The sequence below is a fragment of the Burkholderia sp. AU16482 genome (genome assembly GCF_002223285.1).
GTDB lineage: Bacteria > Pseudomonadota > Gammaproteobacteria > Burkholderiales > Burkholderiaceae > Burkholderia > Burkholderia semiarida.
This window is the reverse complement of sequence record NZ_NKEY01000002.1, coordinates 84,874-100,520: the sequence shown is the minus strand read 5'-3', so window position 1 is coordinate 100,520 and position 15,647 is coordinate 84,874. Positions and strand designations below refer to the sequence as shown.

20 protein-coding genes are annotated in these 15,647 nt (G+C 67.3%); all 20 read right to left on the bottom strand.

The features are described from left to right. Positions 1–65 precede the first annotated feature (65 nt). The 20 genes from CFB35_RS01805 to CFB35_RS01710 all read right to left on the bottom strand — a co-directional run bounded on the left by CFB35_RS01805 (position 66) and on the right by CFB35_RS01710 (position 15,605). Positions 66–431 carry a phosphoribosyl-ATP diphosphatase gene (locus CFB35_RS01805; protein ID WP_027783358.1) on the bottom strand — a complete coding sequence of 122 codons (366 nt, stop codon included), beginning with the start codon at positions 429–431 and terminating at the stop codon, positions 66–68. Continuing rightward, the gene (gene hisI, locus CFB35_RS01800; protein ID WP_059577245.1) at positions 428–844 is read right to left on the bottom strand and encodes a phosphoribosyl-AMP cyclohydrolase; all 417 of its coding nucleotides are present in this window, start codon (positions 842–844) and stop codon (positions 428–430) included. The genes CFB35_RS01805 and hisI overlap by 4 nt, the downstream gene beginning before the upstream one ends. Continuing rightward, complete coding sequence (hisF, locus tag CFB35_RS01795) at positions 844–1,617, bottom strand: imidazole glycerol phosphate synthase subunit HisF (RefSeq protein ID WP_039366643.1); 774 nt, start codon at positions 1,615–1,617, stop codon at positions 844–846. The genes hisI and hisF overlap by 1 nt, the downstream gene beginning before the upstream one ends. A gap of 105 nt (positions 1,618–1,722) precedes the next feature. Beyond that, positions 1,723–2,478, bottom strand: a complete 756-nt coding sequence (gene hisA, locus CFB35_RS01790; RefSeq protein ID WP_059577248.1) for a 1-(5-phosphoribosyl)-5-[(5-phosphoribosylamino)methylideneamino]imidazole-4-carboxamide isomerase — start codon at positions 2,476–2,478, stop codon at positions 1,723–1,725. 164 nt (positions 2,479–2,642) lie between these two features. Then, complete coding sequence (gene hisH / locus CFB35_RS01785; RefSeq protein ID WP_059577249.1) at positions 2,643–3,284, bottom strand: imidazole glycerol phosphate synthase subunit HisH; 642 nt, start codon at positions 3,282–3,284, stop codon at positions 2,643–2,645. Next, positions 3,281–3,901, bottom strand: a complete 621-nt coding sequence (locus tag CFB35_RS01780) for a MarC family protein (RefSeq protein ID WP_059577253.1) — start codon at positions 3,899–3,901, stop codon at positions 3,281–3,283. The genes hisH and CFB35_RS01780 overlap by 4 nt, the downstream gene beginning before the upstream one ends. A gap of 61 nt (positions 3,902–3,962) precedes the next feature. Beyond that, on the bottom strand, positions 3,963–4,550 hold the full coding sequence (hisB, locus tag CFB35_RS01775; protein ID WP_006477126.1) for an imidazoleglycerol-phosphate dehydratase HisB: 588 nt from the start codon (positions 4,548–4,550) through the stop codon (positions 3,963–3,965). Positions 4,551–4,615: 65 nt separating this feature from the next. Further along, positions 4,616–5,689, bottom strand: coding sequence for a histidinol-phosphate transaminase (hisC, locus tag CFB35_RS01770; RefSeq protein WP_059577259.1), 1,074 nt, complete (start codon positions 5,687–5,689; stop codon positions 4,616–4,618). A 140-nt stretch (positions 5,690–5,829) separates the two neighbouring features. Next, entirely contained in the window at positions 5,830–7,146 is a 1,317-nt protein-coding gene (gene hisD, locus CFB35_RS01765) for a histidinol dehydrogenase (protein ID WP_059577262.1), read from the bottom strand. Positions 7,147–7,170: 24 nt separating this feature from the next. Beyond that, a complete protein-coding gene (hisG, locus tag CFB35_RS01760) occupies positions 7,171–7,824 on the bottom strand; it encodes an ATP phosphoribosyltransferase (RefSeq protein WP_034209773.1) in 654 nt (217 codons plus the stop codon). Then, a complete protein-coding gene (murA, locus tag CFB35_RS01755) occupies positions 7,821–9,170 on the bottom strand; it encodes a UDP-N-acetylglucosamine 1-carboxyvinyltransferase (RefSeq protein WP_059577265.1) in 1,350 nt (449 codons plus the stop codon). Before murA ends, hisG begins: the two co-directional genes overlap by 4 nt. Before the next feature lie 14 nt (positions 9,171–9,184). Beyond that, on the bottom strand, positions 9,185–9,424 hold the full coding sequence (locus CFB35_RS01750; protein ID WP_006477131.1) for a BolA family protein: 240 nt from the start codon (positions 9,422–9,424) through the stop codon (positions 9,185–9,187). A 56-nt stretch (positions 9,425–9,480) separates the two neighbouring features. After that, positions 9,481–10,302: an ABC transporter permease gene (locus tag CFB35_RS01745; protein WP_226094291.1), complete on the bottom strand. Its 822-nt coding sequence runs from the start codon at positions 10,300–10,302 to the stop codon at positions 9,481–9,483. Further along, a complete protein-coding gene (locus CFB35_RS01740) occupies positions 10,299–11,225 on the bottom strand; it encodes an ABC transporter ATP-binding protein (RefSeq protein ID WP_011694114.1) in 927 nt (308 codons plus the stop codon). Before CFB35_RS01740 ends, CFB35_RS01745 begins: the two co-directional genes overlap by 4 nt. A gap of 192 nt (positions 11,226–11,417) precedes the next feature. Continuing rightward, positions 11,418–11,693, bottom strand: coding sequence for a lipid asymmetry maintenance protein MlaB (locus tag CFB35_RS01735; RefSeq protein ID WP_059577268.1), 276 nt, complete (start codon positions 11,691–11,693; stop codon positions 11,418–11,420). After that, entirely contained in the window at positions 11,690–12,319 is a 630-nt protein-coding gene (locus tag CFB35_RS01730; protein WP_059577402.1) for a phospholipid-binding protein MlaC, read from the bottom strand. Before CFB35_RS01730 ends, CFB35_RS01735 begins: the two co-directional genes overlap by 4 nt. A 111-nt stretch (positions 12,320–12,430) precedes the next feature. After that, positions 12,431–13,402, bottom strand: coding sequence for a VacJ family lipoprotein (locus CFB35_RS01725; RefSeq protein WP_059577405.1), 972 nt, complete (start codon positions 13,400–13,402; stop codon positions 12,431–12,433). A 32-nt stretch (positions 13,403–13,434) separates the two neighbouring features. Beyond that, on the bottom strand, positions 13,435–13,995 hold the full coding sequence (gene mlaD / locus CFB35_RS01720; RefSeq protein ID WP_059577270.1) for an outer membrane lipid asymmetry maintenance protein MlaD: 561 nt from the start codon (positions 13,993–13,995) through the stop codon (positions 13,435–13,437). 24 nt (positions 13,996–14,019) lie between these two features. Beyond that, positions 14,020–14,787: a lipid asymmetry maintenance ABC transporter permease subunit MlaE gene (mlaE, locus tag CFB35_RS01715; RefSeq protein WP_050013133.1), complete on the bottom strand. Its 768-nt coding sequence runs from the start codon at positions 14,785–14,787 to the stop codon at positions 14,020–14,022. Then, the gene (locus CFB35_RS01710) at positions 14,784–15,605 is read right to left on the bottom strand and encodes an ABC transporter ATP-binding protein (protein WP_006477138.1); all 822 of its coding nucleotides are present in this window, start codon (positions 15,603–15,605) and stop codon (positions 14,784–14,786) included. Before CFB35_RS01710 ends, mlaE begins: the two co-directional genes overlap by 4 nt. Between the last annotated feature and the right edge of the window lie 42 nt (positions 15,606–15,647).

The window sequence follows — 15,647 nt, the reverse complement described above, 5'->3', positions numbered from 1 at the left end:
CTACCCCCGTTGGATGACAATTCTTACAGCTTACCGCACTGTTGCCACCGCGGCGGGCCTGCCCGTCACCCGCCGTTTTCCTCGCGCTCGCGACGCTTGCGCAGCGCTTTTTCCTCGATGCCCGACAAGCCTTCGCGGCGCTCGAGTTCGGCGATCACGTCGGCCGGGCTCAGGTCGAAATGCGACAGCATCACGAGGCAGTGGAACCACAGGTCGGCCACCTCGCCGACGAGCGCGCCCGGCGCGCCGCCCTGGCGCACGTCCTTCGCGGCGAGCACGACTTCCGTCGCCTCTTCGCCGATTTTCTTCAGCACCGCGTCGTCGCCCTTGTGGAACAGGCGCGACACGTACGATTGATCGGGATCGCCGCCCTTGCGGCTATCGATCACGGCCGCGAGGCGCAGCAGCGTGTCTTCGGTCGATTGCGTCATTTGTAGATGTGTTCGGGGTCTTTCAGCACCGGCTCGACCGCGACCCAGTCGCCGCTGTCCACCGTACCTTCGAATTTCTGGAAGAAGCACGAATGCCGGCCGGTGTGGCACGCGATGCCCGACACCTGCTCGACCTTCAGCAGCACGACGTCCTCGTCGCAGTCGAGCCGCACCTCGTGCACGTGCTGCACGTGGCCCGACTCCTCGCCCTTGAACCACAGGCGCTTGCGCGAACGCGAATAGTAGACCGCGCGCCGGGTCTCGACCGTCTTCGCGAGCGCCTCGCGGTTCATCCATGCGAACATCAGCACGTCGTTCGTCGACGCTTCCTGCGCGATCACCGGCACGAGGCCGTTGTCGTCCCAGCGGACCTTGTCGAGCCACGCGGGCAGGGATTTCGTTTCGGTATTCATCACAGCCTCACCGGGATGCCCTGATCGGCCATGAAGCGCTTCGCCTCGCCGACCGTGTGCTCGCCGTAGTGGAAGATGCTCGCGGCCAGCACCGCGTCGGCGCGGCCGTCCTTGATGCCGTCCGCGAGATCCTGCAGGCAGCCGACGCCGCCCGATGCGATCACCGGCACCGGCACCGCGTCCGACACGCCGCGCGTGAGCGCGAGGTCGAAGCCCGACTTCGTGCCGTCGCGGTCCATGCTCGTGAGCAGGATCTCGCCCGCGCCGAGCTCGGCCATCTTGCGCGCCCATTCGATCGCGTCGAGGCCCGTGTTCTTGCGGCCGCCGTGCGTGAACACTTCCCAGCGCGGCGTCTCGCCGTCGGCCGATACGCGCTTCGCGTCGATCGCGACGACGATGCACTGCGAGCCGTACTTGTCGGCCGCGTCGCGCACGAGCTGCGGATTCGCGACCGCCGACGAGTTCATGCTGACCTTGTCCGCGCCCGCGTTCAGCAGGCGCCGCACGTCCTCGACGGCGCGCACGCCGCCGCCGACGGTCAGCGGAATGAATACCTGCGACGCGACGGCTTCGATGATCGGCAGGATCAGGTCGCGCTGGTCGGAGGTCGCGGTGATGTCGAGGAAGGTGAGTTCGTCGGCACCCTGGTCGTCGTAGCGGCGGGCGATTTCGACGGGGTCGCCGGCGTCGCGCAGCTCGACGAAGTTGACGCCCTTGACGACACGCCCGGCGGTCACGTCCAGGCAGGGGATGATGCGTTTAGCTAGAGCCATGATGTTGCGCCAAATGCCGCGCTGGGACGGCCGGTTACGGAAGCCTCGCGCGAGGCTTCCGGCGGGGCTGCCCGCGGGCAGCCCCGGCGAACGGGACGACCGCGGTTACGCGTTGTCGAGTTCGCCGTTCAGTTCGTCCGCGCGCTTTTGCGCGGCCGCGAAATCGAGATCGCCGGAGTAGATCGCCCGGCCGCAGATCACGCCTTCGACGCCGTGCTCTTCCACTTCGCACAGGCTCTCGATGTCCGTGAGGTTCGACAGGCCGCCGCTCGCGATCACCGGGATGCCGACCGCCTGCGCGAGCTTCACGGTCGCGTCGATGTTGATGCCCTGCAGCATCCCGTCGCGGCCGATGTCCGTGTAGACAATCGATTCGACGCCGTAGTCCTCGAACTTCTTCGCGAGATCGATCACCTCGTGGCCCGTCAGCTTGCTCCAGCCGTCGGTCGCGACCTTGCCGTCCTTCGCGTCCAGCCCGACGATGATGTTGCCGGAGAACGCGGTGCACGCGTCCTGCAGGAAGCCCGGATTCTTCACGGCCGCGGTGCCGATGATCACGTAGGACAGGCCGGCGTCGAGGTACTTCTCGATCGTCTCGAGGCTGCGGATGCCGCCGCCGAGCTGTACGGGGATTTCGTCGCCGACTTCGTCGAGGATCGCTTCGATCGCGTCGAGATTCTTCGGCTTGCCGGCGAATGCGCCGTTCAGGTCGACGAGATGGAGCCGCCGTGCGCCGAGGTCGACCCACTTGCGGGCCATCGCCGCCGGGTCCTCGGAGAAAATCGTGGCCTGGTCCATATCGCCCTGTTTCAGGCGCACACACTGACCGTCTTTGAGATCGATGGCCGGAATCAGCAACATAGCAATCGGGTGTCGTCGTGGAAAATGAAAAGAATCCGGCGCGTACCGGCCAAACCGGTGCCGCGCCGTCTCGCTAGTTTAGTACAACTCTTTCGGCGCTTAAGCGCGCGTGCCACGTGCGACAGGCCGTTCGGCCAGGTCGACTGTGGCTCGCGCACCACGTTTTACGGTTTCCAGTGTACGAAGTTGCGATACAGACGCAACCCGACCTCCGCGCTTTTCTCCGGGTGGAATTGGGTCGCGAAGAGGTTGTCCCGCGCGACCGCGGACGTAAACGGCGCGCCGTAAGCCGTTTCGCCTACCGTGTGCGCCGGGTTGTCCGGCGTCACGTAGTAGCTGTGCACGAAGTAGAAATACGCGTCGTCGGGCACGCCGTCCCACAGCGGGTGCGGCTGCGCCTGGCGCACGCGGTTCCAGCCCATCTGCGGCACCTTGAAGCGCGAGCCGTCGTCCTGCAGCCGGCCGTCCAGCTCGAAACGCACGACCTTGCCGGGCAACAGGCCCAGGCCCTTCGTGTCGCCTTCCGCGCTCCAGTCGAACAGCATCTGCTCGCCGACGCACACGCCGAGCAGCGGCTTCGTGCGCGATGCGTCGATCACCGCTTCCTGCAGCCCCGATTCGCCGAGGCAACGCATGCAGTCGGGCATCGCGCCCTGGCCGGGCAGCACGACGCGGTCGGCCGCGCGAATCGCGGCCGGCGTGTCGACGATCGCCACGTCGGCGGCCGGTTCGGCCTTCTTGAGCGCCTGCGCGACCGAGCGCAGGTTGCCCATCCCATAATCCACAATCGCAATCGAAGTTTTCATCTCAGTGCAGGCAGTAGCGCCCTCAGTCCATCGACGATGAATTCCACCGCCAGCGCCGACAGCATCAGACCCATCAGCCGCGTGGCGATGTTGATGCCGGTGCGGCCGATCCAGTTCGCGATCGGCTCGGCGAGCCGCATCGCGACGAAACACAGAACAGCCAGGACCGCGCCGATCGCGACCAGCCCGGCCCGCTCATACCAGTGATGCGCGTTCGCCGCATAGATGATCACCGTGCTGATCGAGCCGGGGCCCGTGAGCAGCGGAATCGCCAGCGGCACGACCGCGATGTTGTCCTTCAGCTCGGCTTCGTGGCGCTCCTCCGGCGTGGATCGCGTGTTGCCGATCTGCGCGTTCAGCATGTTGATCGCCATCAGCAGCATGATGATCCCGCCGCCCACCTCGAGCGACCCGACCGAAATGCCGAAGAAGTTGATGATCTGCTGCCCGAGCAGCGCGGTCACCGTCATCACGCAGAACACCGACACCGATGCGATCCGGATCGTGCGCCGCCGCTCGCCGTCCGTCTGCTGCGCCGTCAGGCTCAGGAAGAACGGCACCGCGCCGACCGGATTGATCAGCGCGAGCAGCGAAATGAACGATTTGAGCAGATCCATCGCAAGCCGGCGCGCCGCGCCGAAGCCGTGAGGTTGTCCTTGGCGTCGTCCGTCCGGAGGTTCAGAGGCTGCCTTTGGTCGACGGAATCTGCCCCGCCGCGCGCTCGTCGAGCTCCACCGCCGCGCGCAGCGCGCGGCCGAAGGCCTTGAACACCGTCTCGAGCTGATGGTGCGCGTTGATCCCGCGCAGGTTGTCGATGTGCAGCGTGACGCCCGCGTGGTTCACGAACCCGCGGAAGAATTCGATCGACAGGTCGACGTCGAACGTGCCGATCCGCGCGCGCGTGAACGGCACGTGGAATTCGAGGCCCGGCCGGCCGGAGAAGTCGATCACGACGCGCGACAGCGCCTCGTCGAGCGGCACGTACGAGTGGCCGTAGCGGCGGATGCCCTTGCGGTCGCCGATCGCCTTCGCGACGGCCTGACCGAGCGTGATGCCGACATCCTCGACCGTGTGGTGATCGTCGATATGCGTGTCGCCGTGCGCTTCGACCTCGAGATCGACCAGACCGTGTCGCGCGATCTGGTCGAGCATATGGTCGAGAAACGGCACACCGGTGGCCAGCTTCTGCTGGCCGGTGCCGTCGAGATCGAGCTTCACACGGATCTGCGTTTCGCTGGTATTGCGAACGACTTCCGCCACACGCATGGCAATTCCTTGATTGAGTCTGATGTAAATGGGGATTGATCGTCGCGCGCCGCCGCGCCCTGGGCTCAACCGGGCAGCGCGAGTTTCAAGGCGGCCAGGAGGCGAGCGTTTTCGTCGGGAGAACCGACGGTCAGCCGCACGCATTCGGCCAGTAACGGATGCATTTTACTCACGTTTTTGACCAGCACCCGCTCGGTGAGCAGCGCATCGAACACGGCGGCCGCGTCCGGCACGCGCACCAGCAGGAAATTGCCGGCGCTCGGGAACACCGTCGCGCCCGGCAGCGCGGCCACCGCCTGCGCGAGGCGCGCGCGTTCCGCGCGCAATTCGGCCGCCTGCGCGTCGAGCACGTCGAGGTGGTCGAGCAGGAAATCGGCGGTCGCCTGGGTCAGCACGTTGATGTTGTACGGCGGCCGCACCTTGTCGAATTCGTTCAGCCACGCGGGCGAGCCGACGAGATAGCCGAGGCGGATGCCCGCGAGGCCGAGCTTCGACACCGTGCGCATCACGACGACGTTGTCGAACTCGGCGGCGCGCGGCAGCCACGAGCGCTCGGCGAACGGCTGGTACGCCTCGTCGATCACGATCAGGCTGTGCCGCGCGGCCGCGACGATCCGTTCGACGTCGGCATCGTCGTACAGCGTGCCGGTCGGGTTGTTCGGATACGCGAGATAGACGATCGCAGGCCGGTGCTCGGCGATCGCCGCGAGCAGCGCGTCGGCGTCGAGCGTCAGGTCGGCCTTCAGCGGCACGCCGACGAATTCGAGCTGCGCGAACTTCGCCGACAGTTCGTACATCACGAAGCCCGGCACCGGTGCGAGCACCTTCGCGCCCGGCTTCGCGCACGCGACCGAGATCATGCTGATGATTTCGTCGGAGCCGTTGCCGAGCAGCACGTCGCAGCCGGCCGGCACGCCCATCGCATGGCGCAGCTTGTCGAGCAGCGCGGCCGGGCGCGGCGCCGGATAGCGGTTCAGCGCGACCTGCGCGAGCCGCTCGCCGAGCGCCGCGGCGAGCGGTTCGGGCAGCGGATACGGGTTCTCCATCGCGTCGAGCTTCACGAACCCGCTCGCGTCCGGCACCGGATAGCTGGTCATCGCGAGCACGTCGCGGCGGATGATGTCTTGTGGCGTCGTCATGGTTTCAAGCCGGCGTGCATCGCGCCGGCGTCAAATGGTCGGCAAGGCGGCGGCTGCCGCCCTGCACTGGTCCCCTGCCCCGATCCGGGGCGGCCGGCGCGGCGCATCGGCGCCTGCCCGGCCCCGCGCACCCTGCGCGCTCAGCCCTTCATCCGGAACTCGGCGCTCCTCGCGTGCGCCTGCAGCCCTTCGCCGTACGCGAGCTCGGACGCGATCTCGCCGAGCGTCTGCGCGCCTTCCGCGCTGACCTCGATCAGGCTCGAACGCTTGATGAAGTCGTACACGCCGAGCGGCGACGAGAAGCGCGCGGTGCGCGACGTCGGCAGCACGTGGTTCGGGCCCGCGCAGTAGTCGCCGAGGCTCTCGCTCGTGTAGCGGCCGAGGAAGATCGCGCCCGCGTGGCGGATCTGCTGGCCCCATTGCTGCGGCTCCAGCGCCGAGATTTCGAGGTGTTCCGGCGCGATGTCGTTCGCGATCCGGCACGCCTCGGCCATGTCGCGCACCTTGATCAGCGCGCCGCGGCCTTCGAGCGACGCACGGATCACGTCCTGGCGCGGCATGGTCGGCAGCAGCTCGTCGATCGCCTTCTCGACGCGCTCGAGGAACGCGCCGTCCGGGCACAGCAGGATCGATTGCGCGAGTTCGTCGTGCTCGGCCTGCGAGAACAGGTCCATCGCGACCCAGTTCGGATCGGTCGTCCCGTCGCACAGCACGAGGATTTCCGACGGCCCGGCGATCATGTCGATGCCGACCGTGCCGAACACGCGGCGCTTCGCCGACGCGACGTACGCGTTGCCGGGGCCGCAGATCTTGTCGACGGCCGGCACCGTCTGCGTGCCGTACGCGAGCGCGCCGACCGCCTGCGCGCCGCCGATCGTGAACACGCGATCGACGCCGCCGAGCAGCGCCGCGGCCAGCACGAGGTCGTTCTTCACGCCGTCCGGCGTCGGCACGACCATCACGATTTCGCCGACCCCGGCGACGCGCGCCGGAATCGCGTTCATCAGCACCGACGACGGATACGCGGCCTTGCCGCCCGGCACGTACAGGCCGACGCGGTCGAGCGGCGTGACTTTCTGGCCGAGCACCGTGCCGTCGCTTTCCGTGTACTGCCAGCTATGCGTGCCGCACTCGATCTTCTGCTTCTCGTGGTACGCGCGCACGCGGGCGGCGGCGGCTTCCAGCGCCGCGCGCGCCTTCGGCGCGAGGCCGTCGAGCGCCGTCTGCAGCGCGTCCTGCGGCAGTTCGAGCGCGCCGACGCTCGTCGCGCTCAGCCGGTCGAAGCGGTTCGTGTACTCGAGCACCGCGGCGTCGCCGCGCGACTTCACGTCGGCGAGGATCTTCGCGACCGATTGCTCGATCGCTTCGTCTTCGCTCGCCTCGAACGCGAGCACGGCGCGCAGCGCGGCGCCGAAGCCTTCGTTCGTCGAATCGAGCTTGCGGATGGTGATGGACATGGGAGTTCCGTTACGGTGATGCGCTCAACCGCCATTCTGCGACGCGCGTTCGAACGCGTCGAGGATCGGCTTGAGCGCCGCGCGCTTCAACTTCAGCGCGGCCTGGTTCACGACGAGGCGCGACGAGATCGCCATGATCTCCTCGACCTCGACCAGATTGTTCGCCTTCAGCGTGCCGCCCGAGCTGACGAGGTCGACGATCGCGTCGGCCAGGCCGACCAGCGGCGCGAGCTCCATCGAGCCGTACAGCTTGATCAGGTCGACGTGCACGCCCTTCGCGGCAAAGTGTTCGCGCGCCGTTTCGACGTATTTGGTCGCGACCCGCAGGCGCGCGCCCTGGCGCACCGCGTTCGCGTAGTCGAAGCCGGCCGGCACGGCCACCGACATCCGGCAGCGCGCAATGTTCAGATCGATCGGCTGGTACAGGCCCGAGCCGCCGTGCTCGACCAGCACGTCCTTGCCGGCCACGCCGAAATCGGCCGCGCCGTATTCCACGTAGGTCGGCACGTCGCTCGCGCGGACGATGATCACGCGCAGGTTCGGATCGGTCGTCGGCAGGATCAGCTTGCGCGACGTTTCCGGGTCCTCGGCCACCTGCACGCCGGCGGCGGCCAGCAGCGGCAGGGTTTCCTCGAAAATCCGGCCCTTCGACAGGGCGAGGGTCAGCGGCGCGCTCATGCTTGGCTCCCGGAAAGGCGGCGCACGTTCGCGCCGACGGCGGTCAGTTTGGCTTCCATGCGGTCGTAGCCGCGGTCCAGGTGATAGATGCGGTCGACGAGCGTTTCGCCGTCGGCGCGCAGCCCGGCGATCACGAGGCTCGCCGATGCACGCAGGTCGGTCGCCATCACGTTCGCGCCCGACAGCTTGTCGACGCCCGTCACGAGCGCCGTGTTGCCGTCGATCGTGATGTTCGCGCCGAGCCGGTTCAGCTCCTGCACGTGCATGAAGCGGTTCTCGAAAATGGTTTCGACGACCTGCGCGGTGCCCGTCGCGACCGTATTGAGGGCCATGAACTGCGCCTGCATGTCGGTCGGGAAGGCCGGGTATTCCGACGTGCGGATCGTCACCGCCTGCGGGCGGCGGTCCATCTTCACGCGCAGCCAGCTGTCGCCTTCCTCGATCGACACGCCGGCTTCGCGCAGCTTGTCGATCACCGCGTCGAGGATGTGCGGGCGCACGCCCGTCAGCATCACGTCGCCGCCGGCGGCCGCGACCGCGCACAGGAACGTGCCGGCCTCGATACGGTCGGGGATCACCGCGTGGCGGGCGCCGTGCAGCCGCTCGACGCCCTGGATCACGAGGCGGTCGGTGCCGATGCCGTCGATTTTCGCGCCCATCGCGACCAGCAAGTGTGCGAGATCGCTCACTTCCGGCTCGCGCGCGGCGTTTTCGATCACCGTCTCGCCGTCGGCGAGCGTCGCGGCCATCAGCAGGTTTTCCGTCCCCGTCACCGTGATCATGTCGGTCACGATGCGCGCGCCCTTCAGGCGCTTCGCGCGCGCTTCGATGAAGCCGTGCTCGATGCTGATATCCGCGCCCATCGCCTGCAGGCCCTTGATGTGCTGGTCGACCGGCCGCGCGCCGATCGCGCAGCCGCCCGGCAGCGACACCTTCGCCTCGCCGAAGCGCGCGAGCAGCGGCCCGAGCACGAGGATCGACGCGCGCATCGTCTTCACGAGTTCGTACGGCGCGACGAGGTTGTCGACGCGCGACGCGTCGAGCTGCACGCGGCAGCCGTCGGTCTCGCTCTTCACGCCCATCTGGTTCAGCACCTTCAGCGTCGTGCGCACGTCCTTCAGGTTCGGCACGTTGTCGAGCTCGACCGGCTCGGCGCTGAGCAGCCCCGCGCACAGGATCGGCAGCGCGGCGTTCTTCGCGCCCGACACGACGATCTCGCCGGACAGGCGGTTGCCGCCTTCGATCGCGAGTTTGTCCATCCCCTGTCCCTGCGATTCCCCGTTGGCGGCCGGGTGTGCCGTGGCGACGCTCTGGACGGCGTCGCGCTCGTTGACGGTGACTTGCACTCAGTGATTTCCGTTTATGCGTTCTGCCATTCGGCGGGCGTCAGCGTCTTCATGCTGAGCGCGTGAATTTCCTGCTTCATGCGATCGCCGAGCGCCGCATAGACGAGCTGGTGCCGCTGGATCGGCCGCTTGCCTTCGAAGGCCGCCGACACGATCGTCGCGAAGAAATGCTGGCCGTCGCCTTCGACTTCCAGATGCGTGCAGGCGAGACCGCCGGCGATGTATTGCTTGACCTGTTCGGGAGTCGGCAACATGGTGTAAGGCTCCTGTCGGCGCGCGCCGCCCGTGGGGCGGCCGCGGCCTGTCGATATCAATGACGCAGTTTGTAGCCGGTCGCGAGCAGCCGCATCGCGATCAGCGCGAGCAGCACGAAGAAACCGGTGACGATCGCGAGGCTCGCGAACGGGTTGATGTCGGACGCGCCGAAGAACCCGAAACGGAAGCCGTCGATCATGTAGAAAAACGGGTTGAGACGCGACACCTCGCGCCACACGGGCGGCAGCGAATGCGTCGAATAGAACACGCCGGACAGGAACGTCAGCGGCATGATCAGGAAGTTCTGGAACGCGGCGAGCTGGTCGAACTTCTCGGCCCAGATCCCGGCGATCAGGCCGAGCGTGCCGAGGATCGCCGAGCCGAGCAGCGCGAATGCCATGATGAACAGCGGCGCCGCGAAGTGCATCGGGATAAACCAGATCGTCACGACGAACACGCCGGTGCCGACCGCGAGCCCGCGCACGACCGACGCGAGCACGTAGGCGCCGAAGATGTCGCGGTACGACAGCGGCGGCAGCAGCATGAACACGAGGTTGCCGGTGATCTTCGACTGGATCAGCGACGACGAGCTGTTCGCGAACGCGTTCTGCAGCACGCTCATCATCACGAGGCCCGGCACGAGAAAGCTCACGTACTCGACGCCCGGATACACCTCGACGCGGCCCGACAGCGCATGGCCGAAGATCGTCAGGTACAGCAGCGCCGTCACGATCGGCGCGAGCACCGTCTGGAACGACACCTTCCAGAAACGCAGCAGTTCCTTGTAGAACAGCGTCCGAAACCCGCTTCCCGGCACGCGCCGGGCCGCCCCTTCGAGCGGCAGCGAACGCAGTTCGCGTGGGGAGTGTTGATTCATGCCAGACCCTCGATCACCTCGGCCCCGTTCATCACCTGGACGAACACATCCTCGAGGTCGGCCTTGCGGACCTCGATCTCGTCGAACGTGCAGCCGGCCGCGCGGCATTGCGCGAGGATACGCTCGACCTCGTCGTAGCTCGCGAGGCGCAGCAGGTGCTCGCCCGGCGCGCGCGCGGCCGGATCGGTCTCCAGCCCGCGCAGCTCGGCCGGCAGCGCGCCCGTCGCGAGCCGCAGGTACAGCTGCAGCCCCGCGAAGCGGCGCAGCAGCGCGTCGGTGCGGTCGAGCGCGACGACTTCGCCCCGGCGCAGCATCGCGATACGGTCGCACAGCGACTCGGCTTCCTCGAGGTAATGGGTGGTCAGCACGATCGTGTGACCCTCGCGGTTCAGGCGCGAGATGAATTTCCACAGCGTCTGGCGCAATTCGACGTCGACGCCGGCGGTCGGCTCGTCGAGCACGATCACGGGCGGCCGGTGCACGAGCGCCTGCGCGACGAGCACGCGGCGCTTCATCCCGCCCGACAGCGCACGCATGTTCGCGTCGGCTTTCTCGGTGAGATCGAGATTGGCCATCACTTCGTCGATCCAGTCGTCGTTGCGGCGCAGCCCGAAATAGCCGGACTGGATCCGCAGCGTCTCGCGGACGGTGAAGAACGGGTCGAAAACGAGTTCCTGCGGAACGACGCCGAGGGCGCGGCGCGCGTTGCGGAAGTCCTGGACGACGTCGTGACCGCGCACCGAGATACTGCCTTCGTCGGCCCGGGCGAGCCCGGCGAGGATACTGATGAGCGTGGTCTTGCCTGCGCCGTTGGGGCCGAGCAGACCGAAAAACTCGCCTTCCTCGACCGACAGGCTGACGCCCTTGAGCGCCTGAAGCGACTTGTAGCGCTTCTTGACGTGACGGATTTCTATGGCTGACATGACTGTGCGCGGCGCAACGGCCGCGACGCCTATTCTGTGCTTGCTGCGAAAGAAAATGGGGGCCGGACGCCGATTGACTGCCCCGCAAAACGCTTGATTATAGGGCAAACCGGCTGGGGGAGCCGGCGCCGACGGCGCGCGGCCTGAAGCGTGCGCGCGCCGGCTGGCGCGGCAGGCTTCGGTCGGACAGGGTCAATGTCGCCCGGCGCCTTCGATGAGCGCGTCGACGCCGTAGGCGCGCGCGAGGCTGGCGAGCTTCGGAGGGAGATTGAGGATGTCGAGGGCCGCGCCGCGCGCCTTGGCGGCACGTTGCCATGCGAGCAGCACGGCGAGCGCGGACGAGTCGAACTGCGCGAGCGCCGCGCAATCGACGGCGGTCGCGCCCGCGCCGATGCGCGCAAGACCGTCCGCGAGCGCGGACTTCGCGCTCGCGACGGTCAGCGAGGAGCCGGCTTCGAAGCCGCTCACGACGCCTGCTTGCCCGCGGCAAGCTCCTGGTTGCGCTGCGTCAGGAACTTGATCAGGCCGTCCACGCCGCTTTGCTGGATCTTCTCGTTGAACTGCTGCTGGTACGTCTGGATCAGCCATGCGCCGAGCACGTTCAGGTCGTACACCTTCCAGCCGTTCGCCGTCTTGTACAGGCGGTAATCGATCTGGACCGGCTGGCCGTTGTTCATCGCGACCGTCTTGACCACCACGTCGGTATCGGCCGGATCGGCGCGGAACGGCGGGTACTGGATCTGCTGGTCCGGCTTCAGCTGCGCGAGCGCGCCCGAATACGTGCGGATCAACAGCAGCTTGAACTGCTCCTGAACCTGCTGCTGCTGCTCGGCCGTCGCCGTGCGCCAGTTGCGGCCCATCGCGAGCTGCGTCGTGCGGCGGAAATCGGTGTACGGCAGGATGTCCTTGTTGACGATCGAGATGATGCGGTTGGTGTCGCCCTGCTTGATCGTCTGCTGCTTGACTTCGTCGAGGACTTGCTGCGTCGCCGTCTTGATCAGCGCTTGCGGGTTCGACTGGTCGACTTGCGCGTGAGCTGCGCCGCCGAACGAGAACAGCGCCGCGAAAACGGGGATCAGGAACAGTTTTTTCATCATAGTGGCCTGCATGAATGAGTCGATGCGAAGGTTGGAGCAGGTAGCTTACGCGCAAGTTCGCATACGCTACCGACTGAATCGTTTCCGGCTGTAACGAATGTAAGCCCGTCAGTGCAGCCGGATGCTCGGGAACCGGAGCCCGCCCGGCGACGGCGGCGCCACCTGCATCGCCGGTACGTTCGTCTCGCTGGCCGGGTTCGGCGCTTCGGCCGTGCCCGAGGCCGGCGCGGCAACCGCCGCGCCCGATGCGCCCGCCGGCGCCGCCCCGCCCACCGCCGCCGCGCCCGCCGCGCCCGCCGTACCGGCCGCGCCGGCTGCCGCCGGTGCCGCGCCGTCTTCCGGCAAGTCGTACTTCGGCAGCGCGTCGTTGCTCGACGTCGCGGCGGCCTCGCCGCGCGCGTTGCTGATCAGCATCTGGCGGCGCTGCAGATACGCATTGCGCACGAACGAATACTTGTCGAGCGCCGCGGCATCCAGCACGTCGCCCGCGCCGAGCAGGTTCGCGCGCGTGTTGACGAGGTTCACGCCGAACAGGCCCCAGCTCAGGCCGTCCGGCTTCACGTAGGTGAGCGGGTTGCCGACGTAGTCGACGCCGAGGCCGGCCGTGTCGCGCAGCGTGCTCGGGCCGAGCAGCGGCAGCACGAGGTACGGGCCCGACGGCATGCCGTAGCGGCCCATCGTGATCCCGAAGTCGGCCGTGTGCTTCGGCAGCTTCGCGATCGTCGCGACGTCGAACAGGCCGCCGACGCCGAACACCGTGTTGATCACGACGCGCATGATGTCGCCGACGCCGTCGGCGATCCGCAGCTGCACGATGTTGTTCGCCGCGATGTAGACGTCGCCGATGTTCGAGAAGAAGTTCGTCACGCTGTCACGCACCGGCTGCGGCACCACGTACTGGTAACCCTTCGCGACCGGCTTCAGCGCGTACGTGTCGACCGTGTCGTTGAACTTGTACATCGTCCGGTTGAAACCTTCGAGCGGATCGCCCTTGGTCGGCGTCTGCACGGTCGCGCAGCCGCTCAACGCGGCGACTGCCGCAACCGCCAGCGCGGCGTGCCTGATGCGGATCGTGTGCATGGTCATTACCCTCTTGTCTTTCTCTCGTGTGGTTATTGGGCTGCGGCGCCGGACACCGCGGACGCCGGCACCGCCACCGGCGCGGGCGCGGCGGGCGCCGCCGGTGCCCCGGCTGCCGGCTTCGCGCCGCCCGCGTCGGCGGCCTTGCTGTACAGGAACTGGCCGATCAGGTTCTCGAGCACGATCGCCGACTGCGTCATCGTGATCGTATCGCCGGCCTTCAGCATTTCGGTGTCGCCGCCCGGATCGAGGCCGATATATTGCTCGCCGAGCAGGCCGGACGTCAGGATCTTCGCCGACGAATCCTTCGGGAATTGATACTGACCGTCGACGTCGATCGTGACGACCGCCTGGTAGGTGTTGGTATCGAACCCGATCGACTTCACGCGGCCGACCACGACGCCCGCGCTTTTCACGGCCGCGCGCGGCTTCAGGCCGCCGATGTTGTCGAATTTCATTCTCACCGAGTAGGTCGGCTGAAACGACAGCGAGCTCATGTTGCCGACCTTCAGCGCCAGGAACAGCACCGCGAGGAAGCCCACCACCACGAACAGGCCGACCCAGAAGTCGAGAGCAGTCTTTTTCATCGTCATCCCAAAATTTGGCTTGGCTGAGGCTTAGCTGAACATCAGCGCGGTCAGCAGGAAATCGAGGCCGAGTACGGCGAGCGACGCGAACACGACCGTCTTGGTGGTCGCGCGCGACACGCCTTCGGGCGTGGGCTTCGCTTCATACCCTTGAAACAGTGCAATGAAGGTCACGGCGAACCCGAACACGATGCTCTTGATCACGCCGTTGCCGACGTCGGCCCACACCTGGACCCCGCCCTGCATCTGCGACCAGAACGCGCCCGGATCGACGCCGATCAGCACGACGCCGACGAAATAGCCGCCGAGCACGCCGACCGCGTTGAAGATCGCGGCCAGCAGCGGCATCGCGATGATGCCGGCCCACATGCGCGGCGCGATCACGTTCTTGATCGGGTCGACCGCCATCATCTCGAGCGCGGTAAGTTGCTCGCCGGCCTTCATCAGGCCGATCTCGGCCGTGAGCGACGTGCCCGCGCGGCCGGCGAACAGCAGCGCGGTGACGACCGGCCCGAGCTCGCGCACGAGCGACAGCGCGACCAGCAGGCCGAGCGCCTGCTCGGAACCGTAGCGGTTCAGCGTGTAATACCCCTGCAGGCCGAGCACGAAGCCGACGAACAGCCCCGACACGGCGATGATCACGAACGAATAGTTGCCGAGGAAGTGGATCTGCTTGGTGACGAGCCGCGGCCGGCGCAGCAGCGGGAAGAATTCCAGCACGAGGCGCACGAACAGGCGCGTGCCGTAGCCCGCCCGCTCGAGGCCGCCGATGACGTAACGTCCGATCGCGCTGATCATGCGCGCCCTCCGCCGAGCCCGAAATCCGCTGCCAGCGGCGGGCTCGTGTAATGAAATTTGAACGGGCCGTCCGGCGCGCCGTCGATGAACTGCCGCACGCTCGGATCGGTCGACGCGCGCAGCTCGTCGGGCGTGCCCTGCGCGAGCACGCCGCCATTGGCCAGAAAATACACGTAGTCGGCGATCGCGAACGATTCCGGCACGTCGTGCGTGACGAGGATCGACGTCGCGCCGAGCGCCTGGTTCAGCGTGCGGATCAGGTTCGCGGTGATGCCGAGCGAGATCGGATCGAGGCCCGCGAACGGCTCGTCGTACATGATGAGCTGCGGATCGAGCGCGATCGCGCGCGCCAGCGCGATGCGGCGCGCCATCCCGCCCGACACCTCGGACGGCATCAGGTCGCGCGCGCCGCGCAGCCCGACCGCGTTCAGCTTCATCAGCACGAGGTCGCGGATCAGGTCTTCGGGCAAATCGGTGTGCTCGCGCAGCGCGAACGCGACGTTCTCGAACACCGACATGTCGGTAAACAGCGCGCCGAACTGGAACAGCATGCCCATCTTGCGGCGCAGCGCGTACAGGCCGTCGCGCGTTTGCGCGCCGACGTCGGCGCCGTCGAACAGCACCTGGCCGCGGCGCGCACGCACGAGGCCGCCGATCAGGCGCAGCACGGTGGTCTTGCCGCAACCCGAGCCGCCCATGACCGCGACGACCTGCCCGCGCCCGAAGCGCAGGTTCAGGTTGGACAGGACGAGGCGGTCGCCGTAGCCGAAGTCGACGTCGCGAAGTTCCAGCAGGGTCTCGGTAGGAGTGGGGCTCACGGAGCTGACAGTCCTTTTACGCAGAACGCCGAATTATAGGGC